Below are 26,850 nucleotides of genomic sequence, written 5' to 3' on the forward strand. Positions count from 1 at the left end.
AGGGTGCGGCATGATACCGAACGGGCCGGCAAAAGAGCCGGCCCGTCGGTGCATCAGGGAGACTTGGCGAGCTTGCTGTTACGCATGCCGTAGCCGAAGTAGATCAGCAGGCCCAGGAAGGTCCAGCCGATGAACAGATGCCAATGCACCACGAAGGCCTGCCAGAACAGGAACAGGCACATCGCCGCACCCAGCGGGCAGATGACCCAGACCAGCGGCACGCGGAACGGACGCTCCAGTTCCGGGCGGGTATAGCGCAGCACCAGCACGCCCACGCACACCGTGGCGAAGGCCAGCAGCGTGCCCATCGACACCAGTTCACCCAACACATTCAGGGGCACCATGCCGGCCAGCGCGGCGGCCAGCACACCGACCACGATCGTGGCCCAGTACGGGGTGTTGAAGCGCGGGTGGATCTTGCCGAAGAACTTCGGCAGCAGGCCGTCGCGGGAAATGGTGTACGCGATGCGGGTCTGGCCCATCATCATCACCAGCACCACCGACGACAGGCCGGCGATGGCGCCGATTTCCACAGCGGTCTTCAACCAGCCCAGGCTGGCATACGGCTCCAGCGCGGTGGCAACCGGCTTGTCGGTGCCGAGCAGGTGGTACGGCATCATGCCCGTCAGCACGGCGCAGACGATGATGTAGACGATGGTGCACACCGCCAGCGAGCCCAGCAGGCCGATCGGCATGTTGCGCTGGGGATCCTTGGTCTCACCGGCCGCGGTGGAGACCGCGTCGAAGCCGATGTAGGCGAAGAACACGATGGTGGCAGCGCGGAACACGCCGCTCCAGCCGAACTCACCGCTCACGCCGGTGTTTTCGGGGATGAAGGGCGTCCAGTTCGCTGTGTCGATGTGGGTCGCGCCGAAGCCGATGAACAGGCAGATGACGGTGACCTTGATCGCCACGATGATCGCGTTGACGAAGGCCGACTGGGTGATGCCCACGTACAACAGCCCGGAGACCGCCGCCACGATCAGCACAGCGGGCAGGTTGAACAGCTTGCCCGAGGCGATGAATTCCTGGCCGGTCCACGCGATCGGCGCTGCGCTCAGCGCATCCGGGAACGGCATGTTGAGCGTGGTGGTGATGAAGCTGATCAGATAGGCCGACCAGCCGACCGCGACCGAGGCGGAGGCGAACAGGTATTCCAGCACCAGGCACCAGCCGATGAACCAGGCCATGCCTTCGCCGAGGGTGGCATAGGAGTAGGAGTACGCGCTGCCGGACACCGGCATCATCGCGGCGAACTCTGCGTAGCACAGGCCCGCCAGTGCGCAGGCCAGGCCCGCCAGCACGAAGGACAGCATGATCGCGGGGCCGGCATGATTGGCGGCTGCCTGTCCGGTGAGTACGAAGATGCCCGCACCGATCACGGCACCAATGCCGAGCAGGATCAGGTGTTTTGCCGTGAGCGTCCGTTTCAGGGTGGCTTCGCCGTCCAGGCTGCCTTCGATGGGTTCGCCAGCGTCTACGTGTCCGGCTGGCTCAACCGGTTTGACCCTCAACAGAGCTTTCAGCATGCGGTACTTCCCTAAGTCATCGTGGAGCAGTCGGCGATACATGGCCGTCGACGCGTGTGGTGAATGAAGGCCATGCGAATGGCTCGCTGTACCTTAGCCAAAGCTGAAGGTGATGCACAAGCCGCATGTGCAACATTTTGTGGCGATAATGGCCGATTGATTTGCTGAACACGCATAGGATATGTCGGAAACAACTACAACCGTTGCCGCGCTTGACGATCAGCTTCGTCAATTGTTGCGGGATCATGCGCTCCGAGTACCTGATCAGGCCGGGCTCGCTGACGAATTCAGCACACTTCTGGACGATCCTCTCAATCCCTTCCTGCGCGAACGTCTCGCTGGCCACTTCACCGGCAGCGCGTGGCTGGTGAGCGCCGATGGGCGACGTGTGCTGCTGACCCATCACCGCAAACTGGCGCGTTGGCTGCAGTTGGGCGGGCATGCGGATGGCGATCGCGACTTGGCGCGTGTGGCACTGAACGAAGCGGAAGAAGAGTCCGGCCTGGAGGGGCTCCGAATGGAGCATCCCGCGATCTTCGATCTGGACAAGCACTGGATACCCGCGCGTACCGACGTGCCGGGGCACTGGCATTACGACGTGCGTTTCGTGGTGCGTGCAGGCACTTCCGAAGCCTTCGTCGTCAGCGAAGAGTCACTGGAACTGGCCTGGCGCGATATCGCACAAATCGCTGCGGACCCCGAAGCCGACCCCTCACTGCAGCGCATGGCCCAGCGCTGGCGGTAGACCGAAAAAGGGGACGGAGGGGATTAAGTCGTTATCGGCTCGCTGCACGCGGCCGATAACGACTTAATCCCCTCCGTCCCCTTTTTATCAGTACAGCACGCGGGTGCGCAGGGTGCCGGTGATCGCGGCGAGTTCGTCGCGGACGGCGGCGGCTTGTTCGACGCTGGCGGTGATGTCGATCACCACGTAGCCGACCTTGGCGTCGGTGCGCAGGAACTGCCCGTCGATGTTCACGTTGTGGCGCGAGAAGATCTCGTTGACCTTGGACAGCACGCCGGGCACGTTGCGATGGATGTGCAGCAGGCGCAGGCTGCCGTGGTGCTCGGGCAGGGTCACTTCCGGGAAGTTCACCGCCGACAGCGTGCTGCCGTTGTCGCTGTAACGCACCAGCTTGGCGGCCACTTCGATGCCGATGTTGTCCTGGGCTTCCAGCGTGCTGCCGCCCACGTGCGGGGTCAGGATCACGTTGTCGTGCGCGGTCAACGGGCTTTCGAAGGCATCGCCGTTGCCCTTGGGCTCCACCGGGAACACATCCAGTGCGGCGCCGCCGATATGGCCGGACTGCAGCGCCGCGTCCAGCGCGTCGATATCCACGATGGTGCCGCGCGCGGCATTGATGACGTGCGCGCCGCGGCGCATCTTCGCCAGCTCGGTCGCGCCGATCATCCACTGCGTAGCGGCGGTTTCCGGTACGTGCAGGGTGATGATGTCCGAACGCGCCAGCAGGTCATCCAGGCTGGCGGCCGCACGCGCGTTGCCCAGCGCCAGCTTGGCTTCCACGTCGTGGAAGATCACCTGCAGGCCAAGGGATTCGGCCAGCACGCCGACCTGGGTGCCGATATGACCATAGCCGATGATGCCCAGCGTCTTGCCGCGGACTTCGTGGCTGCCGGCGGCCGACTTCGACCAGCCACCGCGATGGCACTCAGCGTTCTTCTGCGGGATGCCGCGGGTCAGCATGATCGCCTCGGCAATCACCAGTTCGGCCACGCTGCGGGTATTGGAGTAGGGCGCGTTGAACACCGGGATGCCGGCCAGCTCGGCGGCGTCCAGGTCGACCTGGTTGGTGCCGATGCAGAAACAGCCCACCGCGATCACCCGCTTGGCCTCGGCCAGTACGTCGGCCGACAACTGGCTGCGTGAGCGGATGCCGACAATGTGCGCTTCGGCGATGCGGGCCTTCAGCTCGGCCTCGGGCAGCGCCTTGGAATGCAGTTCGATCTGGCTGTAACCGGCCGCGGTGAACACATCCACGGCGGTCTGGCTCACCCCCTCCAGCAACAGCACGCGGATATCCTGCTTGGGGTAGGAGGTCTTCTTCGGCGACATGGGACGGCACGGCCAGTGGGGCAAGGGCTGTCCACTATGCCAGATGGCGAAGGCGATGGTGCACTGCGGAAATGGTTGCATCCGTAGCCAATCGGTAACGCCAGCGGGGCTGGACGCTGGACGCGACCGCTGGCACGCTTGCGTGCTATTCGTGCGCCGCGCTGGACTGACATGACCGATTCCCGCCTTGCTTCCCTGCTGCAGGCCGTCCCCGGACTGCGGTTGAAGACCGATGCCGCCGACCTGGAGCATTACGGCCGCGACTGGACACGGCGCTGGACGCCGGCGCCGCTGGCCATTGCCTTGCCGGGCAGTGTCGAGGAGGTGCAGGCGGTGATGCGCTGGAGCGCGGCCGAAGGCATCGCGGTGGTGCCGTCCGGTGGTCGCACCGGGCTGTCCGGTGGCGCGGTCGCCGCCAATGGCGAGTTGGTGCTGAGCCTGGAACGGATGAACGCGGCGCTGCACTACGATGCCGTGGATCGCACGCTGGTGGTGCAGGCGGGCATGCCGCTGGAGGCGCTGCACAATGCGGCGCTGGAGCACGGGCTGATCTATCCGGTGGATTTCGCTGCACGCGGTTCGTGTTCGATCGGCGGCAACATCGCCACCAATGCAGGCGGCATCCGGGTGATCCGCTACGGCAACACGCGTGAGTGGATCGCCGGGCTGAAGGTGGTGACCGCGCAGGGTGATCTGCTGGAACTCAACAAAGGTCTGATCAAGAACTCCAGCGGCTACGACTTCCGCCAGCTGCTGATCGGCTCGGAAGGCACGCTGGGCGTGATCGTCGAGGCGACCGTCAAGCTGACCGACCCGCCACCGGCCAGCAATGTGATGCTGCTGGCCGTGCCCAGTTTCGACGTGCTGATGCAGGTGTTTTCCGCGTTCCGCGCGCGGCTGCAGCTGCAGGCGTTTGAATTCTTCACCGACAAGGCACTCCGGCACGTGCTGGCACACGGGGCCCAGGCTCCCTTCGCCGAGGTGCATCCGTTCTACGTGGTGACCGAGTTCGCCGCTGGCGACGAGGTGCAGGAAGCCGCCGCGATGGCTGCGTTCGAGGATTGCATGGGCAATGGCTGGGTCAGTGATGGCGTGGTCAGTGCCAGCGATGCGCAGGCGGCGCAGCTGTGGCGGCTGCGCGAGGGCATCACCGAGGCGGTCGCGCGTTACACGCCCTACAAGAACGATGTATCGGTGCGCATCTCGGCCATGCCTGCATTCCTTGCGGAAACACAGGCGCTGATCGGGGAGGCGTACCCGCAGTTCGAGGTGGTGTGGTTCGGCCACATCGGCGATGGCAACCTGCACATCAACGTGCTCAAGCCGGAAGGCACCAGCGACGCGGAATTCGTGCAGCAGTGCGAGCACGTCACCACGTTGCTGGCGCAGGTGCTTGCGCGTTTCGACGGCAGTATCTCCGCCGAACACGGTATCGGGCTGGTCAAGAAGAAGTACCTGGACAGCACGCGCGGGCCGGCCGAGATCGCCCTGATGAAAGCGGTCAAGCGCGCGTTTGATCCGCAAGGGCGGCTGAACCCCGGCAAGGTCTTCGATCTGTGACGCGCCGTTCGCGTCATGGGTCGGGTACGCTCTGCACACACCCTTCACGAGTAACCCGACGATGACCCGATTGCCTTCGCTGCTGGTTCCCTTGGCGCTGTCCCTGCTGGTCCTGCCGCTGGCAGCGGGTGCTTCCAGCTTTGCTGGTACGTCGGCCGGTTCGGCATCGGGCGCGTCGTCGAATTCGTCGGGCAGCAGCTCCGGCGATGACAAGGTGGTCGTGGCGGCCCGCGACGATGCAGCCGCTTTCGTGGCTAGCGATGGCCAGATCCGCGGCGCACGGCTGCAGGCAGCGCTGGTACATCTGCGCGAGCACGATGCCGCCGCGCGTGAGCGCAGCGACCTGGCCTTGGCGCAGTCCCTGCTCGCACGCTGATGCGGGCCCGCCCCCGCGCGTGGTTGGCGTGGGGGCTGTTGTGCCTGTCGCCCGCCGTCCAGGCGGTACAGCTGACGCCGGCCGATGCAGGACTGCGCGTCGAAGAACGTGCGCGCCTGGACCAGGCGATAGCCGATGTCGTGCCCCGTCTGCCGGCCGGGCTGCTGGCCGCACTGCCGGCGGACGTGCCGTTGCGCGTTTCCGACGCGTTGCCTGCCCACGTGGCCGGGCGCGCGCTTGGCGGGGTGATCCTGCTTCCGCGCCTCATGCTCATCGGCAGTGACCCCGCGGCGGCAAATGCCCTGCGATCCACGTTGATCCACGAACTGATGCACGTCGCCGACCGGTCTGCCGGTGGCGGCTGGTCGCGCAGCCCGCGCCTGCGCGAGCTCGCCGGATGGCAGCGCCGGGTATGGAAGCTCGGCCGAGGGGCCAACCACTTCACCGATCGAAATCCGGATGCCTACGAGCGGCAGAGTGCGGCGGAGTATCTGGCCGTCAATGCCGAACACTGGCTGCTGGATGCGGAGTTTGCCTGCCGGCGTCCGGCATTGGCTGCGTGGTTCAGTGCGACCTTCGGTGCGGCCCCGCTGCAGGCGACGCCCTGCGCTTCCACGCTGCCGCTGGTGCAGGCCAGCGAAGAGGAGGGCGCTGTCGCTTTGATGCAGCTGGACCCGGCCCGCGTGTACGCAGTGGATTACCTGTTCGCCGAAGGCGGCCGCGTGCCGATGAGCCGCTGGGGGCACAGCATGCTGCGCCTGGTGATCTGCCGCGAGGGCAGGGCGCCGGGGCCCGACTGCCGGCTGGACCTGGACCAGCACCGGGTCCTGTCTTTCCGCGCCTTCGTGGGCGATGTGGAACTGTCCAGCTGGCGCGGATTGACCGGTGGTTATCCGTCACGTCTGTTCGTGCTGCCGCTGCAGCAGGTGGTCGACGAATACACCAAGGTGGAGCTGCGCGGGCTCGCATCGATCCCGTTGCAGCTTTCGCCGGCGGAGATCAGCGGCCTGCTCGAGCGTACCGCGCAGGTGCACTGGGGCTATGACGGTCGCTACTACTTCGTCAGCAACAACTGCGCGGTCGAGACCGCCAAGCTGCTGCAGGCCGGCGTGCCTGCGCTGCAGGAACAGGGCATCGAGCGGATCAGTCCGCGCGGCCTGCGTCGCCGATTGGATCGGCTGGGCCGGCTGGATGAAACGGTGCTGGACGATAAGGCGGCGGCGATCCGTGACGGCTACTACTTCCCTTCCAGTGACCGCTACTTCGCGACCTTGTTTGCTGCCGCCCGCGCGGAGGTGAATCTGCCCGCGCGCGACGCACGGGCGTGGATCGACCTTGACGCGGATCAGCGCACGCCGTGGCTGCAGCGTGGCGGCCTGCGGGCTACGGCGGGCCTGCTGCTGCTGGAGCAGGCAGCCTTCGCGCGCGCTGAACTGCGGGCGCGCGACCAACTGAAACACGCGCTGCTGAAACAGCCGGACAGCGAGGGCGCGCTCCAGTTGCAGACGCTGTTGAAGGAATCGGGCCAGTGGCTGCGACCGGCGGGGTTGCTGGCCGGAAACGGCTATGGCCTGCCGCAGGCCGCAGAGCTCACGGCGTTGCAGCCGGCGCTGCAGGACATCGCCGCAAACGCACCTGACGCCTGGAAACTGCTGCGCACGCAGATGCGCATGCAGTTGCCGGACGCGCAGCGCGCCGAGCTCGATACGCTGGAAACGAACCTGGTATCGCTGCGCGCGCGGCTGCGGGATCTGGCGGCGGTGCCGACGCTGCCGGCTGAACCGCAGGGCGCGGCATTGCCCTTGCGTTGACGGTGCGGATGTTAGCGTCCTGTGTGTAGCTAGAACACAAGGAGCTTACATGCGCCCCTCTCTTTTTTTGTTGCCCACGCTTGCCGTAGTGGCCTTGGCGGTTGCGTGCCAGTCCGGTAACGAGCCGGCCGCGCCCGCTGCCGTGGTGCAGCCCGCCGCCGCGCCCGTGGCATCACCCGCTTCAGCGGATACCGCCAGCGGCACCGCACCGCAGGCCTTTCGTGCAACCGGCAACGAGCCCGGTTGGCTGGCACAGGTCGGCACAGACGGCCATGTCGGCCTGCGCGTCGAGGTGGATCATGGCCAGACGACGTACGATGTGGCTGCACCCACGCAGGGTGCCGACGGGTGGGCGGGTACCGCGACGGATGGCACGCCGGTGAAGTTGAGCATCGAGCGGGTACCTTGCCAGGACACCATGAGCGGTGATTCGTTCGACGCCAAGGCGATGCTGACGGTGGGAGCGCGCCAGTTGCACGGGTGTGGGAGTTTCAGCGCGCCGTAGGCGCGGTAGCGCCGACCCAGGGTCGGCGCGGCTGCCTGGTGACGAGGTCGGAAGGTCTGCGCCGAGCATGGCTCGGCGCGCCCGCCACACTCAGTCGGCGCGACCGCCGAATTCACCGGTTGCGGTGTTGACCAGCACGCGTTCGCCGTTGGCGATGTACTCCGGCACCATGATTTCCAGGCCGGTGCTCAGCTTGGCCGGCTTCGGGCGCTTGGTGGCGGTGCCGCCCTTCATTTCCGGCGGGGTCTCGACCACTTCAAGCACGACGCTGGTCGGCAGTTGGATGGCCACCGGCTGGTCGTCGATCACCTGTACATAGATGCCGGTCAGGCCATCGGTGATGTAGCCGGCGTCGTCGCCGATCACGTCCGCATCCAGGGTGTAGGGGGTGAAGTCCTCGTCATCCATGAACACGAAGGCGTCGCCGTCCTTGTACGAGTACGTGGACAGCCGGCGCAGCAGTTCGACTTCCGGCAGGTTGTCGTCGGAATCGAAGCTGGCATCGAGCTTGTTGCCGCCCGGCACGCTGTACATGATGAAGCGGAAGCGGACATTGCCGCCGCGGCCCTGCGGCGAGCTGCGCTCGATGTCGCGGATCTGGTACACGCCGTTGTTGTATTCGACGACGTTGCCCTTCTTGATATCGCTGGCTTTCATGATCGTATGGCTTGATTGGGGGGGTAGGGCGCCGTCCCGGCGCCCGGGGGAATCACTTCGGACCGAGCCGGGTGGCGCCGTCCAGGCGGATGGTCTCGCCGTTGAGATAGGTGTTTCCCAGAATGTAAGCGACCAGGCTGGCAAAGTCTTCCGGTTTGCCCAGGCGCGAAGGGAACGGGATCGACGCGGCCAGCGATTCCTGCACGGCGGGCGGCATGCCATCCACCATCGGGGTCCAGAAGACACCCGGCGCAATCGTGTTGACCCGGATGCCGAAGCGCGAGAGTTCGCGTGCCATCGGCAGGGTCATCGAGACGACGCCGCCCTTGGAGGCCGCGTAGGCCGCCTGGCCGATCTGGCCTTCGTAGGCGGCGATGCTGGCGGTATTGATGATCGCCCCGCGCTCGCCGTCGGCGCCGGCTTCGTTGTGCTGCATGCGGTTGGCGGCGGCCTTGGCGACGTTGAAGCTGCCGACCAGGTTGACCATCACCGTGCCCTGGAAGCCGGCCAGCGGCATCGGGCCTTCCTTGCCGAGCACGCGGCCGGCGCCGAGGATGCCGGCGCAGTTCACTGCGACATTGAGGCCGCCGAGGAAGGTGTGGGCCTGTTCGATGGCTTGGGTGACGGCTGCCTCGTCGCTGACGTTGACCTGCAGATAGTGGGCGTTTTCGTCGCCGAGCGCGGCGACGGCGGCGGCGCCCTTGTCGTCATTGAGGTCGAACAGGACGACCTTCGCGCCCTGGCCCACCAGATGTTCGGCCACGGCAAGGCCCAGGCCGGAGACACCGCCGGTGATGACGGCACGTACGTTGCTCAACTGCATTGCGCGGTCCTGCAGGTTCAAGAGCCCGCGATTCTAGCGGATGGTGGGGGCAGGGCTGTTGTGCAGTGCGTTGCGCCTGCGGCGCGGCCGAAGCAACGGCAACAGCAACAGCAACAGCAGCAGCAACAGCAGCAGCAACAGCCGAAGCGGCGGGGCTTCTTATTGGGCGGGGCGGGGTGGGCTGGCGGGGGACGGCAGGAGCCGCTCCTGCGTGCCTTGTTTCGCGCCATCCATGGCGCTCAACACCCCCGCCAGCCCACCCCGCCCCACCTTCGACAGGTTCACGGTGGCCATGAATCGTCGGGCGTGTGCACAGCGGTAGCGCCGACCCATGGTCGGCGGGATGTGTCAGGGGAGGGGATGGTGGGGTGGGACATGGAGCAACCAGCCGACCCCGCCCCACCTTCGACAGGTCCACGGTGGCCATGAAATCGTCGGGCGTGCGCACAGCGGTAGCGCCGATCCATGGTCGGCGGGATGCGTCAGGGAAGGAGATGGTGGGGTGGGGCATGGAGCAACCAGCCGACCCCGCCCCACCTTCGACAGGTCCACGGTGGCCAGGAAGTCGTCGGGCGTGCGCACAGCGGTAGCGCCGACCCATGGTCGGCGGGATGCGTCAGGGAAGGGGATGGTGGGGTGGGACAGTGGGGTGGGACATGAGGCATAGAGCCGCCAAGCATGGCTCGGCGCTACCGTAGCTTGCGCACGAATTCTTCGGGGGTCAGGCCGGGGGCGAACAGGAAACCCTGGCCGACGTTGACGCCCAGTCCGATCAGGTAGCGGCGCTGGGCTTCGGATTCGATGCCTTCGGCGACAACGCCGAGCCCGAGGCTGCGGGCGATTCCGCAGACGGCTTCGCAGATCGCGGTGTCGGAGCGGTCACCGGGGACGCCTTCGGTGAACAGCTGGCTCAGTTTCAGCCCGTCGATGGGTAGCCGGCGCAGGTAGTTGAGGGCGCTGTAGCCTTCGCCGAAATCATCGATGGCCAGCATCACGCCCATTTCGCGCAGGCGGGCGAAGGTACGCAGGGTGTCCGGCGCATCCTCGATCAGTACGCGCTCGGTGAACTCCAGTTCCAGCGCGGTACCCGGCAGATGGAACTCATCCAGTGCCTGACGCACCTTCAGTGCCAGATCATCGCCGGTGAACTGGCGATAGGACACGTTCACCGCCACGCGTACCAGACCCAGCCCCTGGTCCTGCCACTCCCGCACCTGGCGGCAGGCCTCGCGCAGTGCCCATTGGCCGATGCGCACGATGTCGCCGGTGCTCTCGGCATGGGCGATGAACAGGTCCGGCCGCATTTCGCCCAGCTGTTCGTTCTGCCAACGGATCAGCGCCTCGGCGGCGATCACCTCGCCGGTGCGCAGGTTGACCTGCGGCTGGTACACCAGGCGGAACTCGTCGCCTTCAAGGGCGCGATGCAGGCGACTTTCGATCTGCAGGCGGTCGTTCTGACGCTGTGCCAGTTCGGGCGAAAACACCTGCCAGCCGTTGCGCGTGCGTCGCTTGCAGTCATACATCGCGGTGTCGGCATTCTGGATGAGCTGCTGCGGACGTACGCCGTCGCGCGGTGCGCAGGCGATGCCGATGCTCGCGGTCACGACGAACTCATCGTTGCCGAACACGAAGGGCGGCACGAACGCGGCGGTGATGCGCTCGGCCAACTGTTCGGGTTGGTCGGCCTGGTCGCGTGTATCACAGACCACCAGGAACTCGTCACCGCCGAAGCGCGCAAGCAGGCCCTCGGTGCCGATGGCGCCGCCGATGCGGCGTGTGGCTTCCACCAGCAGTTCGTCACCGGCGTTGTGACCCAGCAGGTCGTTGACGGTCTTGAAGCGGTCCAGGTCGATGTACAGCACCGCGGCCTTGCAGTGGGTCGGATTGGCCAGGCGCACGCCGAGGTCGCTGAGCACGGCGTCGCGGTTCATGATGCCAGTGAGCGGGTCGGTCCGGGCCTGGATGCGCAACGTCTCTTCGGCCTGCTTGCGCTCGGTGATGTCCTGCACGGTGCCGGCGATGCGCGCGGCCTCGACATCGCCCTCGGACACCTCGCCGATCATCCGGATCCAGAAGCTGTGCCCATCCGCGCGCTGGCCGCGCAGTTCCAGCGTAAAGCCGCTGCGGGCGTCCACCGAGTTCGCCAGCGCCTGCTGCAGGGCCAGTCGATCTTCGTTGCGCAGGCAGTCCATCAGGTCGGGCATGTCGTCCATCGGCAGGTCCTGGCCGAGGATGCGGCGCGCCTCTTCGGTCAGGTACAGCCGTGCCAGCCCACGGTCCCACTCCCATCCGCCGATGTGGGCCAGCGATTGCGCACGGTCGAACAGGGCGTTGTTGCGCTTCAGCTCGGTGATGTCGCTGAACATCGCGAACACATGGTCGGCGTGGTCCCGGCCAGTGCCGAACACCGGTACGTTGGTCATCGACAGCCACAACATCCGGCCACGTGGGCGGTGGTACAGGCCGATGATGGTGCTGCGGATGACCCGACCGGCCTGGAAGCACCGGTTCGCCGGCCAGTGCTCATGGCTGAGCAGGTGGCCATGTTCGTCGACCACGATCCAGTCCTGCGGATCGAGCAGGGTCTGCAGGCTGGCACCGGTACCGGCCGTGCCGAGGATGCGGTGCGCTGCCGGATTGGCCGACACGACGTGCAGTTCCCGGTCGAAGAGGATCACGCCCTTGTCGATCGACTCCATCAGCAGGCGATAGCGCGACTCGGCCTGCCAGCGCCCGCTCAGGTCACGCGCTACGGCCACGATGCACGGCGCGCCCTGCAGTTCGAAGCCGGCCGAGTGCACTTCGACGGGAAACCGGCTGCCGTCGCCGCGCATGTTGGTGACTTCGATGACATAGGTATCGCCGCGCTGGAAGGCGGCCCACACCGGTTCGAGGTGGTCACTGGGCAGGTCGGGGTTCAACAGTTCGATGGGCTGGCCGATGATCGCCTCGCGCGGACGGCCGTAAGCACGCACGCCGGCACGGTTGAGGTCCAGCACCACCCCGGCCGAGCTGAGGATGCTGACCGGGTCGGGCACCGCGTCGAACAGCGCGGCATAGCGCTGCTCGGCGTCCTGGCGGTGTTGCATGGCCTCGGTCAGCGCGTGGCGTGCCTGCTGCAGCAGGGCGTGATGCTCGGCCCGATGCGGCTGCGCGAGTGCATGGTCCAGCGCGGCCAGTGCGTCGTTCTGCGTGGCGGGGTGTCCGCCAGCGGCCAGATCGTCGCACGGGCCGCGGCTGCTCATGCAGGCGCCAGGGCTTTGCCGGTGCGGCTGCCGGTCGTTCGGCCAAGCCGCTCCGCCAGCCAGCGGCCGATCGCGGCCAGTTCGTCCAGGTCCACGCCGGTCTCCAGGCCCAGGCCGCGCATCAGGTACACCACGTCTTCGCTGGCGACGTTGCCGCTTGCGCCCTTCGCGTAGGGGCAGCCGCCGGCACCGGAAACCGCACTGTCCACCACCCGCACGCCCGCTTCCACGCAGCTGGCGATGTTGGCGATGGCCTGGCCGTAGGTGTCGTGGAAATGCACGGCCAACGCCTGCATCGGGACCTCGGCGGCCACGGCCAGCAGCATCGCGCGCGCCTTCAGCGGCGTGCCGACCCCGATCGTGTCACCCAGCGAGATCTCATAACAGCCCATCGTGTGCAGCGCCTTTGCCACGCGGACCACTTCGCTGACCGGCACCTCCCCCTGATAGGGGCAGCCGAGCACGGTGGAGACGTAGCCGCGCACGCGCACCCCATCATGTGCAGCACGCTGCAGGATGGGCTGGAATCGTGCCAGCGACTCGTCGATGCCGGCGTTGGTGTTGGTGCGGTTGAAGGTTTCCGAGGCGGCGGTGAACACGGCCACTTCCTGTACGCCGGCGGCCAGCGCACGGTCGTAGCCCTGCTCGTTGGGCACCAGTACCGGATAGGCCACGCCCGCATGGCGGGTGATGCCGGCGTAGACCTCGGCGGCGTCGGCCAGCTGCGGTACCCAGCGCGGGCTGACGAAACTGGTGGCCTCGATGCTGCGCAGCCCCGTAGCGGACAGCCAGTCGATCAGAGTGATCTTGTCGGCGGTGCTGACCGGCTGTTTTTCATTCTGCAGTCCATCGCGTGGACCGACCTCGACGATGCGGATGGCATCAGACATCGCACAGCCTCCCGCGGTTCGGGAAGGAGAGGGAACAGCGGAATGAGGGGCGGAAATCAGCGATCACGGAACGTCCTGTCAGCGAGGTGGCGCGCAGCGCGGCAGCCACGAGGGAAATACACGCGGGCCACGGCGACAAACGGCCAGCGTGGGGAATGAATCGTTTGGTTTCAGGCCCGGCCCGCCGCGTTGCAGCGTAGGATCCGCGCGTACCGGGCGGCAATGCGTGAAGAATGCGCGGATCAGGCGTCTGCGGCCCAGCCCGGCGACCGTTTTTCCAGAAAAGCCCCCAGGCCCTCCTGGCCCTCGGCCGACACCCGCAGGCGTGCGATCAGGTCCGCGTTGGCCGCATCCAGTGCGTCGCGGTCATGGCCGGCCAGCACCTGGCTTACCAGGCGCTTGGCGCTGGCCGCGGCGATGGGGCCGGCTTTCTGCAGCAGGCTGACCTGTCCGGCCACCGCCGCATCCAGCTGCCCGGCGGCGACCACCTGGTGCAGCAAGCCCATCTGCAGGGCCGCGGCGGCATCGAACTGCTCGGCGGTGGCGAACCATCGACGCGACTGGCGCGGGCCGATGGCGGCCACGACATACGGTGATATGACCGCCGGCAGCAGGCCCAACCGGCTTTCGGTCAGGCCGAAGCGTGCCGTGTCGACGCCAATGGCGATGTCGCAGCAGGCCACCAGACCGACCCCGCCCCCGAAGGCGGCGCCCTGCACGCGGGCGATGGTCGGCTTGGGCAGTTCATCCAGGGTGCGCATCAGCGCCGCCAGTGCCAGTGCATCAATGCGGTTGTCCGCTTCGCTGGCCGCAGCCATCCCGCGCATCCAGTGCAGGTCGGCACCGGCGGAGAAAGAGCGGCCTTCGCCGGCCAGCACGACAACGCGCACGTCGGGGTCATTGCCGGCCTGGCGTAGGGCGGCGGTCAGGTCGGCAATCAGGCCGGCATCGAAGGCGTTGTGCAGGTCCGGCCGGTTCAGGCGCAGGGTAAGGGTGGCGCCGGAGCGCTCGATCAGCAGGGAATCGGTCATTTTCAGCCGTGGGTACATACCTGTATGGATCATAGCGGGCCGAAGGTCATGGGCCATGACGCGGCGCGGCGATGGTAGAATTGAGAACCATTCTTATCACTGAGAAGTGCGCGAGTGACGCTGTCCGATCTGCCCTTGCAAACCAATGCCGTGGTCGAAACTGTCCATGACACGCATGCCAATGACACCATCGCCCGTCGCCTGAGGGAGCTGGGCTTCGTCAAGGGCGAGTCCGTGCGCCTGGTCGCGCGCGGCCCCATTGGCGGTGAGCCGTTGCTGGTGCAGGTCGGGTTTACCCGTTTCGCCCTGCGCCGCAGTGAGGCAGCACGCGTGCAGCTGAGCGCCCAGCCGGGAGCGTTGGCATGAGCCCTGCTGCGGACCTGCCGCTGCGCGTTGCCCTGGTCGGTAACCCGAACAGCGGCAAGACGGCGCTGTTCAACCAGCTGACGGGCAGTCGGCAGAAGGTGGCCAACTACACCGGCGTGACCGTGGAACGGAAAGAAGGCCGCATGCGTGCGCCGTCCGGTCGCGAGTTCGCCATCCTCGATCTGCCGGGTGCCTACAGCCTGCAGCCGGCCAGCCTGGACGAGGCGATCACCCGCGACCTGTGCCGCGGTTTCTACCCCGGTGAGGCGGCACCGGACGTGCTGCTGTGCGTGATCGATGCCACCAACCTGCGGCTGCACCTGCGCTTCGCGCTGGAACTGCGCGAGCTGGGCAAGCCGATGGTGGTCGCGCTGAACATGGTGGATGCCGCGCAGCGTCGTGGCATCCAGATCGACGTGGCGGCACTGGAACGCGCGCTGGGCGTACCCGTGGTGGAAACGGTCGCCGTGCGCAAGCACGGTGCGCAGGCCCTGGTGGAGCGGATGGACGCGATGGTGCCGCACCTGGGGGCGCCGGTCGTTGCCGTGGACGGGCAGGGCGCGGATTACCACGCGCAGGTGCGCGCCATCCTTGACGCCTCGGTCAGCATGCCCACCCGCACCGCGAAGATCGACGACACGCTGGACCGCTGGCTGCTGCATCCGGTGTTCGGCCTGGTGACCCTGGTCGTGGTGATGTTCCTGATTTTCCAGGCGGTGTTTGCCTGGGCCACGCCGATGATGGACGGCATCGAAGCGTTGTTCGGTTGGCTGGGTGAGCAGGCCGGTGCGGTGCTGCCGGAAGGCCCGCTGGCCAGCCTGATCACCGACGGCATCATTGCCGGCCTGGGCGGTGTGGTGGTGTTCCTGCCGCAGATCCTGATCCTGTTCGCCTTCATCCTGGCGCTGGAAGAATCCGGCTACCTGCCGCGCGCGGCGTTCCTGCTGGATCGCATGATGGCGTCGGCCGGCCTGTCCGGACGGTCGTTCATCCCGCTGCTGTCGAGCTTTGCCTGCGCGGTGCCCGGGATCATGGCCACGCGCAGCATCCAGGACCCGCGCGACCGCCTGGCGACCATTCTGGTCGCGCCGCTGATGACCTGTTCAGCGCGCCTGCCGGTGTATGCCTTGCTGATCGGCGCGTTCATCCCGGATGAAAAGGTTGGCATCTTCAACCAGCAGGGTCTGGTCCTGTTCGGCCTGTACATCGCCGGCATCCTCAGCGCGCTGCTGATGTCGTGGGTGATGAAGAAGTGGCGCCGCGACAAGAGCGAGCATCCGCTGATGCTGGAGCTGCCTTCCTACCGGATCCCGCATCCGCGTGACCTGGCGGTGGGCCTGTACGAGCGCGGCATGATCTTCCTGAAGCGCGTGGGCGGCATCATCCTGTCGCTGACCATCCTGCTGTGGTTCCTGTTGTCGTTCCCCGGTGCGCCGGCGAACGCGACCATGCCGGCCATCGATTACAGCTACGCCGGCCAGCTGGGCCATGCGATGACGGCGATCTTCGCTCCGCTGGGTTTCAACTGGCAGATCTGCATCGCGTTGATCCCGGGCATGGGCGCACGCGAAGTGGCGGTGTCTTCGCTGGCGACCATCTATGCGCTGTCCGCGGCGGATGACGATGCGGCCATCTCGGCACTGACGCCGATCGTCAGCGATGGCTGGTCGTTGGCGACGGGTCTGTCGTTGCTGGTGTGGTTCATCTACGCGCCGATGTGCATTTCCACGCTGGCCACCATCAAGCGCGAGACCAACTCGTGGAAGCAGGTGAGCTTCGCGACGGTGTATCTGTTCGCGGCCGCGTACATCGCGGCGCTCATCACCTACCAGGTGACCGTGGCGCTGGGGGGCGGCTGATGGAGGCCGGCCTGCTGCTGCAGTACCTGATCATCGCGGTGGCCGTGCTGGTCAGTGCGTGGGTGGTGCTGAAGAAGCAGTTCCCGGGCGTCGTGCGCAAGGCACGCGGCGCGATTGCCGTGCGCCTGTTGCGGCCCGGAACGGAGGGCTGGCGTCAGTCGCTGGGGCGGCGCATCGCCCCGCCGGCCACTGGCAGCGCGGGCGCCTGCGGCGGGTGTGACAGCTGCGGGCCAAGCCCGCCGAAGGCGCACTGAGCGGGTTTCAGGGCGGAGCCGCATGGGCGCGCCACGCCGGCGCGACGCCGATCACGGCAGGAGCAGGCACGGGCATTGGCTGGAGTAGTGCCATCGGTTCAAGCGGTATGTTGCCTTGACGGATCTCCAGATGCAGGTGCGGTCCGGTTGCCGAGCCTGTGCTGCCGACCGAGCCGAGCCGCTGTCCTGCGCGCACGATGCTGCCGACATGCAGCGCGGCATCGATGCGATCCAGGTGGGCATACCAACTGCTGTAGCCGTCGGCATGATCGACGACCACATGACGACCATACCCCTTGGCAAGCTCACGCACCGCGGCGACCGTCCCTTCAGCGATGGCATGCACAGGCGTACCTCGAGCAGCCGCCATGTCGGCGCCGGAATGGGCATGGGCCCGCCCACGTATCGGGTGGCGACGAGGTCCGAACGCGCTGCTGAGGCGAAACTCCGCCAGCGGCATGTGGAAGCCGGGCGCCTTGGGCGCGGTATCGGCCATCGGCGCCAGCGCGATGGGCTCGGGCACCACGACGAGCGTTGGCGTGGCCGCACTGACCGGAGCCGGTGCCTGCAGCAGAGCAAGCGCGGTGGTCATCAGAAAGCGTATAACCGGCAGCGGTATGGCGGGCATCGGTAGGTCCAAGGCAGCGTTGATGGACCGCACACTAGGGCTTCCGGGAGGACAGCCCCACGCAGACGGGGCCTTTTTCGTACAGATACCAGACCTTTTCGTACAAGTACGAGGGCGTGCACTGATTTGGTGGCTAGGCGTGGTGATCCTGCCAGGCGCGCAACAACCCAGCATCATGCTCGACGCCCAACTTCTGCATGGCGCTCCGCTTCTGCGTACTTACGGTCTGCTTGCTCCGATGCACCTGTTTGGCGATGGCGGTCATTGACATGCCGGAGGCAAACAGCCGGACGACCTCCCGTTCGCGCGGCGTCAGCAACGTGTCCTGCCCCGGGCCGGAGCGCAGGATCGCGCTGATCGCCGGTGAAAAATACTCGCCCCCCACCATCGCGGACTGCAGCGCCGCGCCGATATGCCCGCCGGCGTCCGATTTGCTGACCATATGTCGGATGCCCAATTGGCGCGCCTGGGTCAAGATGGTCGGGGACTCCTGCATGGTATGCAGTATCACCACCAGCGACGGCCAACGTCGGCGCAGGAAGCCCAGCAGAGTCAGGCCGTCGCCGTGCTGGCTGCCTGGCATGGCGTAGTCTGTGACTACCGCATCGCAGTGCTGCCGCTGCAGCAAGCGGATGAGGGCGTCACCATCGTCTGCGATGCCGGCGATTTCAACGCGTGCAACTCCGCGCAGCAGGGCCTCAAGCCCGGCGAGGATGGTGGGATGATCGTCTGCCAGCATGACGCGCACGGTAGTGATTACTCAGGTCGTCCTTCACGGCAGTGTCCCCCGCCGACGTGAACGGAGTGTCGTGTGCGCGGCTACCAGACAGTCAGTTCCGCACCAACCCGCCATCCACCACCAGGTTCTGGCCGGTAACGGCGCGCGACCACGGTGACGCGAAGAACAGCACCGCATCGGCGAACTCTGCCGGGGTGGTGACGCGGCGCAGCGGGGTGGCACTGGCGATGTAATCGAACACGGCCTCCGGCGTGGCCGCGCTGGCATCGGTCATGCGCAGCAGTCCGCCGGACAGCATGTTCACCGTGATGCCGTCCGGCCCCAGGTCACCGGCCAGGGTGCGCGTGAGTGCCAGCAATGCCGCCTTGGCGGCGGTGTAATCGTGATAGGGCACGACCGGAAGCTGGAAGAGGTTGGTCCCGATGTTGATGATGCGTCCGAACTGCTGGCTGCGCATGCCCGGGATGGCGGCCTGCACCGTGTTCAGCGCGCCGCGGACACTGCCGTCGAACTGCGTCTGGAAGCTGCTCCAGCTGATGGTGTCGGCCTTCTCGCGTGCTTCGCCGTTGAAGGAGAAGTTCGCCAGCGCATTGTTGACGACAGTGGTCACCGGGCGGCCGAAATGTGCCTGTGCCAGTGTCATCAGGGTGTCCACCTGGTGGCGGTCGGTGACATCGGCCTGTACGGCCAGTCCCTGGTCACCGAGCTCCTGCGCAAGCGCGCGGGCGGCGTCGCTGCTGCGGTGGTAGTTGATGATCACCTGCGCACCCTGCGCGGCGAAGGCGCGGGCGATGTGCTGGCCCAGGCCACGTGCCGCGCCGGTGACCAGCACCAGCTGTTCTTCAATCTTCATGGTAGGGCGCAGGATCGTGAGGCGGGCGCGCAGACTAGCAAGCTGCTGCGTGAGGGCGCGTGCAGTGACCGGATCGGGTCTCCAGCCCCCCTGTGCAAACAGGTGGCCAACCGCTAGCCTCTGTGCATGAACCCGACTCCGCTACGTTTGCTTATCCACGGCGCCTCTGGCCGCATGGGCCAGGCCCTGTTGCGTCTCGCCGCCGAGAACTCCCAGCACGTGCAGGTGGTGGCTGCCTTCACCGGGCGCTCGCCGGCCCAGCGTGTCATCGAGGGCGTCCCGCACTTCGCCGCCAGCGAACTGGCGGGCGCACCGCCGTTCGACGTGGCCATCGATTTCAGCCTGCCGGCCGGGTTCGATGCGATCCTGGCACTGTGCGTACAGCGCGGTGCTGGATTGGTGTCGGGTACTACCGGGATCAGCGACGTCCAACAGGACACGTTGGCAAAGGCTGGGCAGGCCATTCCGCTGGTGTGGGCCTCCAATTTCAGCCTCGGCGTGGCGGTGCTGGATGAGCTGGTCGAGCGCGCGGCGCAGGCGGTGGCTGGCTGGGACTGCGATATCGTCGAATCCCACCATACCCGCAAGCTGGATGCCCCCTCGGGCACCGCGCTGACACTGGGCGCCGCAGCGGAGCGGGGTGGGGCACACCCCCATTACGCCAGCCTGCGTGCCGGCGACATCATCGGCGAGCATCTGGTGCAGTTCACCGGCCTGGGCGAGCGCATCGAACTGGTGCATCGCGCGAGCAACCGGGACATCTTCGCCCGGGGCGCGTTGTTCGCCGCCGGGCAGTTGGCCGGCAAGGCCCCGGGCAGCTATCGCGTGCGGGATCTGCTGAACGGCTGAACGGGGATCCGGGCCGGACGGCCCGCTGCGCTCGCCGAGCATGGCTCGGCGCTACCGGTGGGCCCGCGCGAACGGCCCGCTGCGCTCGCCGAGCATGGCTCGGCGCTACCAGGGCGCCTTTCCGCAACGCAGCGCTGGCGCGCGCGCCCACATGCGTCTACAATTCGCACTCGCCGAAACACGATAGCCGGACCGGTCCAGAACCGTACGTCCGCGCTTTTTTGCAACCGGTTTTTACCGTGAGCGCAGGCGTGACCTTCGGTACCCCATCGGTAGCCAAAGTGAGATTTCCGTGACCCAAGCCGCAATCCTCGTCCTCGAAGACGGCACCGTATTCGAGGGCGAATCCGTAGGCGCGCCCGGCCTGTCCGTTGGCGAAGTGGTGTTCAACACCGCCATGACCGGTTATCAGGAAGTCCTGACCGACCCGTCCTACGCCCGGCAGATGGTCACGCTGACCTACCCGCACATCGGCAACACCGGCATGACCGATCAGGACAATGAAGCGTCCAAGGTGTGGTCCGCCGGCCTGATCGTGCGCGATGTGCCGCGCCGGCCCAGCAGCTGGCGCAGCCAGGTTTCGCTGCAGGACTGGCTGCTGCAGCGCGGCGTGGTGGCCATCTCCGGCATCGACACCCGCAAGCTGACCCGCATCCTGCGCGAGAAGGGTGCGCAGAACGGCGCGCTGATGGCCGGTGAAGGCCTCAGCGTGGAAAAGGCACTGGAGGCGGCGCGCAGCTTCCCTGGTTTGAAGGGCATGGACCTGGCCAAGGTCGTGTCGACCGAAACGACCTATACGTGGACCGAAGGCCAGCTGGACCTGGACGCCAACACGTTCGTCAGCGTGCCGTCGCGGTACAAGGTCGTGGCCTACGACTACGGCGTGAAGACCAATATCCTGCGCATGCTGGCCGAGCGCGGCTGCGAGGTCACCGTGGTGCCTGCACAGACGCCGGCGGCCGATGTGCTGGCGATGAAGCCCGACGGCGTGTTCCTGTCCAACGGCCCGGGTGATCCCGAACCGTGCGACTACGCGATTGCGGCGATCAAGACCGTACTGGACGCCAAGGTGCCGACCTTCGGCATCTGCCTGGGCCACCAGCTGCTCGCGCTGGCCTCTGGTGCCAGCACGATGAAGATGGGCCTTGGCCACCACGGTGCCAACCACCCGGTGCAGGATCTGGACACGGGCCGGGTGATGATCACCTCGCAGAACCACGGTTTCGCGGTGGATGAGGCGACCCTGCCGGCCACGTTGCGGGTCACCCACCGGTCGCTGTTCGACGGTACCAACCAGGGCATCGCGCGCACCGACGTGCCGGCGTTCTCGTTCCAGGGCCATCCCGAAGCGTCGCCCGGCCCGACCGATGTTGGCCCGCTGTTCGATCGTTTCGTGACCCTGATGGCGGGAGCCCGCGCCTGATGCGCGTTCCCGCACTGCTGGCCGGGCTGTTGCTGGCCGGCGCCGCCAGCGCACAGCCGGCCACCCCGGCCGAGGTGGCGGTCATCATGCATCAGCTCGGCATGGAAGGCCTGGGCCGTAACAGCGCGGACGTGCTGTTCAGTGTGTCGCCCACGTTGCAGGCGCTCGACGACAGCGGACGCGACTGCGCCGCCACACAGATCGGCAAGCTGCTGGATGCGCATTTCCAGCAGCAGATCGCCGGCAACCTGGGTGACGACGGCGCGGCACTGGTCGTTGAGTTCACGCAGTTCCTGGCCACGCCTGCCGGCAAGGACATGGGTCGCACCTTCCAGGCCAGCGCCGCGGCGCAGCAGGGTGCGAACGCCGAAGCACCGCAGGTAAGCGAAGCGAACAAGGTGGAAATCGCCCGGTTCATGGGCACGCCTGCATTTCAACGTTTCATCGAAGGAATCAGTGCCGACGGCGGGATGCCGGAGAACATCGGCGAAGCGATGTCCGGCGCGCTGAAGCGCGAATGCCGCATCGATTTCGACCCGGAACAGATTTCCTGATCGCCGCCCCTACGTGGAGAAAGGCATGCTGGATACAGTTGACATCGAAGGCCTGAAAGGCGTCGGCAAGGTCGAGCTGAAGTTTGATCCTGACCATCGCGTGCGCGTGCTGTTCGGCGTCAATGGCGTGGGCAAGACCAAGACGCTGGAGGCAATCTATCTTGGAATGTTGTTTACCCAGAGTGAGTTCTACGCGGCGATGCGCTCCTCGTGGATCGAGGGTAAGAAACACACCCCCGCCTCGTCAGTAAGTATTGACGGAGTTCATGTGCTCGGTCGTTACATAGGGGATTCAACGCACCAAGCGCTTAGCGATGCGGTTCCGTTAGGCCCACAACATTCTGGTCCCGTAGTGTTCATCGGGGCGGGTGGTCGCGCATCAGTGGCGGCGGAGCCGTCCGACGCTGGGCCGCTCGGTCAGTTCAGCGAACGGAAAAAGAGGCATTTTGAGCGATTACTTGCGGAATTTCTCTCTGGCAACCTGCGTTCTGCGGGTATGGCGGTCGATGTTAGAGCTTGGTTCGTGCAGCGCGCGCAGTCTGTCAATCCCTATCAGGTTGAGAAAGACAACCTTCAGAATGAGATCGACACCGTTCTTGAGTTGCTGAATGAGATTGATCCCCGTGTCGCGGCTGGAAAACTGCAGATCGACGGCGCGCAACGTGTCTTTCTCAATGTCTCAGGCGATTGGGTTGAACTGGGGGAGCTGAGTTCTGGCTTTGCCTCTGTCGTGAAGATTTTTCAAGCCATCGTCGCCGCGTACTCTAATTTCACCAATGCGCCGGATGTCCGCCGTATGCCCGGTGTAGTCTTGATTGACGAAGTTGAAAGTCATCTGCATATCAATTGGCAAACCACAATCGTAGGGAAGCTAAAGAGACTCTTCCCGAAGACTGTCTTCGTCGTCGCTACTCATTCGCCGCTGATTCTCTCCCAGTTGGAGGAGGGGGAGGCTTATTTGCTTGCTCGCGACGAGGATGACGTGGTTCGCGCCACCATCATCAATTCGCCGAACATGAAGGCATTTGGTGATGTTCTGAACGATGCATTCGGCGTCGATCTGAACGGCCTGAAGAGAGCTGCACTCGAGAGCACTGATCAGAGCGCCGCCAAGAAGCGATTACTTGACCTGCTTCTTGGGGAGGGCGAGGAGTGAAGCGCGCGATTCTGCTCGACACCAATATGTTGATAGGCGCCTTCGATACCGACGAGGAAAATGCCAAGCACTTACAGGACAAGGCGCGTTTGGCGGAGCTGCTCAGAGATGACAGCGTGAAGCTAACGATTTCACCATTGATCAGGTATGAATTACTCAGAGGAGCGAAGCGAGTTCCGCTGGATGCCTTAGAAGCCATCCTCGATGATTTCCAAGAGTTCGATGTCGGTTCGAAGGATGCACGGATGGCCGCCGAAATCTTCCGGCATGACAGGCAGCCTGGTATGGAATCGTCGATCGATAAGAAGCGTTTCGATGTCTTCCATTGCGTTTGCGCCAAACTCAACGACCTCGACATGATCAGCAATGATCAAGATATCGAGAAAATTCAGAAGATCATTAAAGAGCTGGAAAAAAATGGCAAAGCGCACTGACCTGAAAACCATCCTCATCATCGGTGCTGGCCCGATCGTCATCGGCCAGGCCTGTGAGTTCGACTACTCTGGCGCGCAGGCCTGCAAGGCGCTGCGCGACGAGGGCTACCGCGTGGTGCTGGTCAACAGCAACCCGGCCACGATCATGACCGACCCGGATATGGCGGATGCCGTCTACATCGAGCCGATCAACTGGCAGACGGTCGAGAAGATCATCGCCAAGGAGAAGCCCGACGCCCTGCTGCCGACCATGGGCGGCCAGACCGCGCTGAACTGCGCGCTGGACCTGGCGGACAATGGCGTGCTGGAGAAGTACAACGTCGAGCTGATCGGTGCCAAGCGCGAAGCGATCCGCATGGCCGAAGACCGCGAGCTGTTCCGCGTGGCGATGGGCGAAATCGGCCTGGAATGCCCGTCGGCGGCCGTCGCGCACACGCTGGAAGAAGCGCTGGATATCCAGACGCGCGTGGGTTATCCGACCATCATCCGTCCCAGCTTCACCCTGGGCGGCAGCGGCGGCGGCATCGCGTACAACCGCGAAGAGCTGATCGACATCGTCACCCGGGGCCTGGAACTGTCGCCGACCACCGAAGTGCTGGTGGAAGAGTCGGTGCTCGGCTGGAAGGAGTTCGAGATGGAAGTGGTCCGCGATACCGCGGACAACTGCATCATCGTCTGCTCCATCGAGAACCTGGACCCGATGGGCGTGCACACCGGTGACTCGATCACCGTGGCCCCGGCGCAGACCCTGACCGACAAGGAATACCAGCGCCTGCGCGATGCCTCCATCGCTGTGCTGCGCAAGATCGGCGTGGACACCGGCGGCTCCAACGTGCAGTTCGGCATCAACCCGGAAACCGGCCGCGTGGTGGTGATCGAGATGAACCCGCGCGTATCGCGGTCGTCGGCACTGGCGTCCAAGGCCACCGGCTTCCCGATCGCCAAGGTCGCCGCCAAGCTGGCCGTCGGCTACACGCTGGACGAACTGAAGAACGAAATCACCGGCGGCCTGACCCCGGCTTCGTTCGAGCCGTCCATCGATTACGTGGTGACCAAGATTCCGCGCTTCGCCTTCGAGAAGTTCCCGGCCGCCGATGCCCGCTTGACCACCCAGATGAAGTCGGTGGGCGAGGTGATGGCGATGGGTCGCACCTTCCAGGAATCGATGCAGAAAGCGCTGCGTGGCCTGGAAACAGGCAAGGTGGGCTTCGACCCGACCGAGCTGGACCTGAGCAACGAAGACGATCTGCAGACCATGCGCCGCGAGCTCAAGGCGCCGGGCCCGGAGCGCCTGTTCTACGTGGCCGATGCGTTCCGCGCCGGCCTGAGCGTTGAAGACATCCATGCGCTGTCCTTCATCGATCCGTGGTTCCTGGACCAGATCGAAGAGATCATCACCGCTGAGGGCGAAGTCGCCGCCAGCGGCATCGACGGGCTGGATGCCGCGCGCCTGCGCAAGCTCAAGCGTGCCGGCTTCTCCGATGCGCGCCTGGCCCAGCTGACCGGCACCAATGAAGCCGCCGTGCGCGCCCTGCGCCGCGCGCACAAGGTGCGCCCGGTGTACAAGCGGGTTGACTCCTGCGCGGGCGAGTTCGCCACCGGCACGGCGTATCTGTATTCGACCTACGAGGACGAATGCGAGGCCGCACCGACCAACCGCGACAAGATCATGATCCTGGGCGGTGGTCCGAACCGCATCGGCCAGGGCATCGAGTTCGACTACTGCTGCGTGCACGCCGCACTGGCGCTGCGCGAAGATGGCTATGAAACGATCATGGTCAACTGCAACCCGGAGACGGTTTCGACCGACTACGACACCTCCGACCGCCTGTACTTCGAGCCGTTGACGCTGGAAGACGTGCTGGAGATCGTCGAGCTGGAGCAGCCGAAGGGCGTGATCGTGCAGTACGGTGGGCAGACGCCGCTGAAGCTGGCGCGTGCGCTGGAAGCCAACGGCGTGCCGGTGATCGGCACCTCGCCGGACTCCATCGACCTGGCCGAAGACCGCGAGCGTTTCCAGCAGCTGGTCGACAAGCTGGGCCTGAAGCAGCCGCCGAACCGCATCGCCCGCAACGACCAGGAAGCGCTGCTGCTGGCGCGCGAGATCGGTTACCCGCTGGTGGTGCGCCCGAGTTACGTGCTGGGCGGCCGCGCGATGGAAATCGTCTACGGCGAGTCCGACCTGGCCCGCTACGTGCGCGACGCCGTCAAGGTGTCCAACGATTCGCCGGTGCTGCTGGACCGCTTCCTCGACAATGCCGTGGAAGTGGACGTGGACATCATCGCCGACAACCAGGGCAACGTGCTCATCGGTGGCCTGATGGAGCACATCGAAGAAGCCGGCGTGCATTCGGGCGATTCGTCCTGCTCGCTGCCGCCGTATTCGCTGTCCGCTGAAACCCAGGCCGAGCTGCGTCGCCAGGTCGTCGAGCTGGCCAAGGCGCTGAACGTGGTCGGGCTGATGAACACCCAGTTCGCCATCCAGGCCGGTGAGAACGGCGAAGACATCGTCTACCTGCTGGAAGTGAATCCGCGCGCTTCGCGCACCGTGCCGTTCGTGTCCAAGGCGACCGGCATGGCGCTGGCCAAGATCGCCGCCCGCTGCATGGCCGGCAAGACGCTGGCAGAGCAGGGTGCGACCAAGGAAATCGTGCCGGATTACTACTCGGTGAAAGAGGCGATCTTCCCGTTCGCCAAGTTCCAGGGCGTCGATCCGATCCTTGGGCCGGAGATGCGTTCGACCGGCGAAGTGATGGGTGTGGGCCGCAGCTTCAGTGCCGCGTTCGCGCGTGCCCAGGAAGCCGGTGGCATCAAGGCGCCGCCGGTGGGCAAGGCCTTCGTGTCGGTGCGTGACCCGGACAAGCAGCGCGTGCTGCCGGTCGCCGAGGCGCTGCTGTCCAAGGGCTACACCCTGGTCGCCACCCGCGGCACCGCTGCATGGCTGCAGCAGCACGGCATGGAATGCGAGATCGTCAACAAAGTCGTGGAGGGTCGTCCGCACATCGTGGACCGGATCAAGAACGGCGAGATCGTCTACATCGTCAACACCACCGAAGGCCGCGCGGCGATCAATGACTCGTTCTCGATCCGTCGTGAAGCGCTGCAGCATCGCGTGACCTATTCGACCACCATCGCCGGTGCCAAGGCACTGGTGCATTCGCTGGAATTCCGCGGTACCGGCCCGGTCTGGTCGCTGCAGGAACTGCACAAGGAACTGAACGCATGAGAGCTCCC

23 protein-coding genes and 1 pseudogene are annotated in these 26,850 nt (G+C 65.8%); 14 read left to right on the forward strand and 10 right to left on the reverse strand.

Annotated elements, in window-relative coordinates; translation table 11 throughout:
- Window positions 1–53 precede the first annotated feature (53 nt).
- On the reverse strand, window positions 54–1,529 hold the full coding sequence (locus IFT65_RS00235) for an amino acid permease (protein WP_192079231.1): 1,476 nt from the start codon (window positions 1,527–1,529) through the stop codon (window positions 54–56).
- A 181-nt stretch (window positions 1,530–1,710) separates the two neighbouring features.
- Here IFT65_RS00235 and IFT65_RS00240 point away from each other — a divergent pair, with 181 nt between their 5' ends.
- Window positions 1,711–2,274 carry an NUDIX hydrolase gene (locus tag IFT65_RS00240; protein ID WP_192079233.1) on the forward strand — a complete coding sequence of 188 codons (564 nt, stop codon included), beginning with the start codon at window positions 1,711–1,713 and terminating at the stop codon, window positions 2,272–2,274.
- Between the two features lie 87 nt (window positions 2,275–2,361).
- On the opposite strand, the gene serA is transcribed toward IFT65_RS00240, so the two are convergent.
- Complete coding sequence (gene serA, locus IFT65_RS00245; RefSeq protein ID WP_188324181.1) at window positions 2,362–3,603, reverse strand: phosphoglycerate dehydrogenase; 1,242 nt, start codon at window positions 3,601–3,603, stop codon at window positions 2,362–2,364.
- 171 nt (window positions 3,604–3,774) lie between these two features.
- Here serA and IFT65_RS00250 point away from each other — a divergent pair, with 171 nt between their 5' ends.
- The 4 genes and pseudogenes from IFT65_RS00250 to IFT65_RS00265 all read left to right on the forward strand — a co-directional run.
- Complete coding sequence (locus IFT65_RS00250; protein ID WP_192079234.1) at window positions 3,775–5,163, forward strand: FAD-binding oxidoreductase; 1,389 nt, start codon at window positions 3,775–3,777, stop codon at window positions 5,161–5,163.
- 70 nt (window positions 5,164–5,233) lie between these two features.
- Entirely contained in the window at window positions 5,234–5,539 is a 306-nt protein-coding gene (locus IFT65_RS00255) for a DUF2388 domain-containing protein (RefSeq protein WP_192080058.1), read from the forward strand.
- Window positions 5,539–7,350: a DUF4105 domain-containing protein gene (locus IFT65_RS00260; protein ID WP_192079235.1), complete on the forward strand. Its 1,812-nt coding sequence runs from the start codon at window positions 5,539–5,541 to the stop codon at window positions 7,348–7,350. Before IFT65_RS00255 ends, IFT65_RS00260 begins: the two co-directional genes overlap by 1 nt.
- Before the next feature lie 187 nt (window positions 7,351–7,537).
- Window positions 7,538–7,855 (forward strand): annotated as a pseudogene (locus IFT65_RS00265) (hypothetical protein); the annotation flags it as partial.
- Between the two features lie 90 nt (window positions 7,856–7,945).
- Here the strand turns inward: IFT65_RS00265 and yeiP are convergent.
- The 5 genes from yeiP to IFT65_RS00290 form a co-directional block, all read right to left on the reverse strand.
- Window positions 7,946–8,512 (reverse strand): elongation factor P-like protein YeiP, encoded by a 567-nt coding sequence (yeiP, locus tag IFT65_RS00270; protein WP_192079236.1) that lies wholly within the window; start codon window positions 8,510–8,512, stop codon window positions 7,946–7,948.
- Window positions 8,513–8,564: 52 nt separating this feature from the next.
- Window positions 8,565–9,335, reverse strand: coding sequence for an SDR family oxidoreductase (locus IFT65_RS00275; protein ID WP_192079237.1), 771 nt, complete (start codon window positions 9,333–9,335; stop codon window positions 8,565–8,567).
- Between the two features lie 689 nt (window positions 9,336–10,024).
- Window positions 10,025–12,580, reverse strand: coding sequence for an EAL domain-containing protein (locus IFT65_RS00280; protein ID WP_192079239.1), 2,556 nt, complete (start codon window positions 12,578–12,580; stop codon window positions 10,025–10,027).
- On the reverse strand, window positions 12,577–13,470 hold the full coding sequence (locus tag IFT65_RS00285) for a hydroxymethylglutaryl-CoA lyase (RefSeq protein ID WP_192079241.1): 894 nt from the start codon (window positions 13,468–13,470) through the stop codon (window positions 12,577–12,579). The genes IFT65_RS00280 and IFT65_RS00285 overlap by 4 nt, the downstream gene beginning before the upstream one ends.
- A 242-nt stretch (window positions 13,471–13,712) precedes the next feature.
- On the reverse strand, window positions 13,713–14,501 hold the full coding sequence (locus tag IFT65_RS00290) for an enoyl-CoA hydratase-related protein (protein WP_192079243.1): 789 nt from the start codon (window positions 14,499–14,501) through the stop codon (window positions 13,713–13,715).
- 114 nt (window positions 14,502–14,615) lie between these two features.
- Here IFT65_RS00290 and IFT65_RS00295 point away from each other — a divergent pair, with 114 nt between their 5' ends.
- From IFT65_RS00295 to IFT65_RS00305, 3 genes are read left to right on the forward strand one after another with little or no spacing between them, the layout of a single operon-like run.
- Window positions 14,616–14,867 (forward strand): FeoA family protein, encoded by a 252-nt coding sequence (locus IFT65_RS00295; RefSeq protein ID WP_188324172.1) that lies wholly within the window; start codon window positions 14,616–14,618, stop codon window positions 14,865–14,867.
- A complete protein-coding gene (locus IFT65_RS00300) occupies window positions 14,864–16,726 on the forward strand; it encodes a ferrous iron transporter B (RefSeq protein ID WP_192079244.1) in 1,863 nt (620 codons plus the stop codon). Before IFT65_RS00295 ends, IFT65_RS00300 begins: the two co-directional genes overlap by 4 nt.
- Window positions 16,726–16,980, forward strand: coding sequence for a DUF6587 family protein (locus IFT65_RS00305; protein WP_192079246.1), 255 nt, complete (start codon window positions 16,726–16,728; stop codon window positions 16,978–16,980). The genes IFT65_RS00300 and IFT65_RS00305 overlap by 1 nt, the downstream gene beginning before the upstream one ends.
- 7 nt (window positions 16,981–16,987) lie before the next feature.
- Here IFT65_RS00305 and IFT65_RS00310 read toward each other — a convergent pair whose 3' ends face one another.
- The 3 genes from IFT65_RS00310 to IFT65_RS00320 all read right to left on the reverse strand — a co-directional run bounded on the left by IFT65_RS00310 (window position 16,988) and on the right by IFT65_RS00320 (window position 19,200).
- Window positions 16,988–17,608, reverse strand: coding sequence for a M23 family metallopeptidase (locus tag IFT65_RS00310; protein ID WP_192079248.1), 621 nt, complete (start codon window positions 17,606–17,608; stop codon window positions 16,988–16,990).
- Between the two features lie 133 nt (window positions 17,609–17,741).
- Window positions 17,742–18,347, reverse strand: coding sequence for a response regulator (locus IFT65_RS00315; protein WP_192079249.1), 606 nt, complete (start codon window positions 18,345–18,347; stop codon window positions 17,742–17,744).
- 91 nt (window positions 18,348–18,438) lie between these two features.
- Window positions 18,439–19,200 (reverse strand): 3-oxoacyl-ACP reductase, encoded by a 762-nt coding sequence (locus tag IFT65_RS00320; RefSeq protein WP_192079250.1) that lies wholly within the window; start codon window positions 19,198–19,200, stop codon window positions 18,439–18,441.
- A gap of 126 nt (window positions 19,201–19,326) precedes the next feature.
- On the opposite strand from IFT65_RS00320, the gene dapB reads away from it, so the two are divergent.
- The 6 genes from dapB (at window position 19,327) to carB (ending at window position 26,842) form a co-directional block, all read left to right on the forward strand.
- Window positions 19,327–20,049 carry a 4-hydroxy-tetrahydrodipicolinate reductase gene (gene dapB / locus IFT65_RS00325; protein WP_192079251.1) on the forward strand — a complete coding sequence of 241 codons (723 nt, stop codon included), beginning with the start codon at window positions 19,327–19,329 and terminating at the stop codon, window positions 20,047–20,049.
- Between the two features lie 292 nt (window positions 20,050–20,341).
- On the forward strand, window positions 20,342–21,472 hold the full coding sequence (carA, locus tag IFT65_RS00330) for a glutamine-hydrolyzing carbamoyl-phosphate synthase small subunit (RefSeq protein ID WP_192079254.1): 1,131 nt from the start codon (window positions 20,342–20,344) through the stop codon (window positions 21,470–21,472).
- On the forward strand, window positions 21,472–22,026 hold the full coding sequence (locus tag IFT65_RS00335; RefSeq protein ID WP_192079256.1) for a hypothetical protein: 555 nt from the start codon (window positions 21,472–21,474) through the stop codon (window positions 22,024–22,026). Before carA ends, IFT65_RS00335 begins: the two co-directional genes overlap by 1 nt.
- A 25-nt stretch (window positions 22,027–22,051) precedes the next feature.
- Window positions 22,052–23,182, forward strand: a complete 1,131-nt coding sequence (locus tag IFT65_RS18565) for an AAA family ATPase (protein WP_249404968.1) — start codon at window positions 22,052–22,054, stop codon at window positions 23,180–23,182.
- A complete protein-coding gene (locus tag IFT65_RS00345) occupies window positions 23,179–23,616 on the forward strand; it encodes a PIN domain-containing protein (RefSeq protein ID WP_192079261.1) in 438 nt (145 codons plus the stop codon). The genes IFT65_RS18565 and IFT65_RS00345 overlap by 4 nt, the downstream gene beginning before the upstream one ends.
- Window positions 23,600–26,842, forward strand: a complete 3,243-nt coding sequence (gene carB / locus IFT65_RS00350; protein ID WP_192079264.1) for a carbamoyl-phosphate synthase large subunit — start codon at window positions 23,600–23,602, stop codon at window positions 26,840–26,842. Before IFT65_RS00345 ends, carB begins: the two co-directional genes overlap by 17 nt.
- The last annotated feature ends 8 nt before the right edge of the window (window positions 26,843–26,850 follow it).

Origin of the sequence: Stenotrophomonas sp. CFBP 13725 (assembly GCF_014841935.1) — a bacterium.
Taxonomy (GTDB): domain Bacteria; phylum Pseudomonadota; class Gammaproteobacteria; order Xanthomonadales; family Xanthomonadaceae; genus Stenotrophomonas.

Excerpts from the sequence above, each read along its gene's own strand:
- IFT65_RS00235 (WP_192079231.1), bottom strand. The coding sequence starts at position 1,529 with ATGCTGAAAGCTCTGTTGAGGGTCAAACCGGTTGAGCCAGCCGGACAC.
- IFT65_RS00240 (WP_192079233.1), top strand. The coding sequence starts at position 1,711 with ATGTCGGAAACAACTACAACCGTTGCCGCGCTTGACGATCAGCTTCGT.
- serA (WP_188324181.1), bottom strand. The coding sequence starts at position 3,603 with ATGTCGCCGAAGAAGACCTCCTACCCCAAGCAGGATATCCGCGTGCTG.
- IFT65_RS00250 (WP_192079234.1), top strand. The coding sequence starts at position 3,775 with ATGACCGATTCCCGCCTTGCTTCCCTGCTGCAGGCCGTCCCCGGACTG.
- IFT65_RS00260 (WP_192079235.1), top strand. The coding sequence starts at position 5,539 with ATGCGGGCCCGCCCCCGCGCGTGGTTGGCGTGGGGGCTGTTGTGCCTG.
- yeiP (WP_192079236.1), bottom strand. The coding sequence starts at position 8,512 with ATGAAAGCCAGCGATATCAAGAAGGGCAACGTCGTCGAATACAACAAC.
- IFT65_RS00275 (WP_192079237.1), bottom strand. The coding sequence starts at position 9,335 with ATGCAGTTGAGCAACGTACGTGCCGTCATCACCGGCGGTGTCTCCGGC.
- IFT65_RS00280 (WP_192079239.1), bottom strand. The coding sequence starts at position 12,580 with ATGAGCAGCCGCGGCCCGTGCGACGATCTGGCCGCTGGCGGACACCCC.
- IFT65_RS00285 (WP_192079241.1), bottom strand. The coding sequence starts at position 13,470 with ATGTCTGATGCCATCCGCATCGTCGAGGTCGGTCCACGCGATGGACTG.
- IFT65_RS00290 (WP_192079243.1), bottom strand. The coding sequence starts at position 14,501 with ATGACCGATTCCCTGCTGATCGAGCGCTCCGGCGCCACCCTTACCCTG.
- IFT65_RS00300 (WP_192079244.1), top strand. The coding sequence starts at position 14,864 with ATGAGCCCTGCTGCGGACCTGCCGCTGCGCGTTGCCCTGGTCGGTAAC.
- IFT65_RS00305 (WP_192079246.1), top strand. The coding sequence starts at position 16,726 with ATGGAGGCCGGCCTGCTGCTGCAGTACCTGATCATCGCGGTGGCCGTG.
- IFT65_RS00310 (WP_192079248.1), bottom strand. The coding sequence starts at position 17,608 with ATGCCCGCCATACCGCTGCCGGTTATACGCTTTCTGATGACCACCGCG.
- IFT65_RS00315 (WP_192079249.1), bottom strand. The coding sequence starts at position 18,347 with ATGCTGGCAGACGATCATCCCACCATCCTCGCCGGGCTTGAGGCCCTG.
- IFT65_RS00320 (WP_192079250.1), bottom strand. The coding sequence starts at position 19,200 with ATGAAGATTGAAGAACAGCTGGTGCTGGTCACCGGCGCGGCACGTGGC.
- dapB (WP_192079251.1), top strand. The coding sequence starts at position 19,327 with ATGAACCCGACTCCGCTACGTTTGCTTATCCACGGCGCCTCTGGCCGC.
- IFT65_RS00335 (WP_192079256.1), top strand. The coding sequence starts at position 21,472 with ATGCGCGTTCCCGCACTGCTGGCCGGGCTGTTGCTGGCCGGCGCCGCC.
- IFT65_RS18565 (WP_249404968.1), top strand. The coding sequence starts at position 22,052 with ATGCTGGATACAGTTGACATCGAAGGCCTGAAAGGCGTCGGCAAGGTC.
- carB (WP_192079264.1), top strand. The coding sequence starts at position 23,600 with ATGGCAAAGCGCACTGACCTGAAAACCATCCTCATCATCGGTGCTGGC.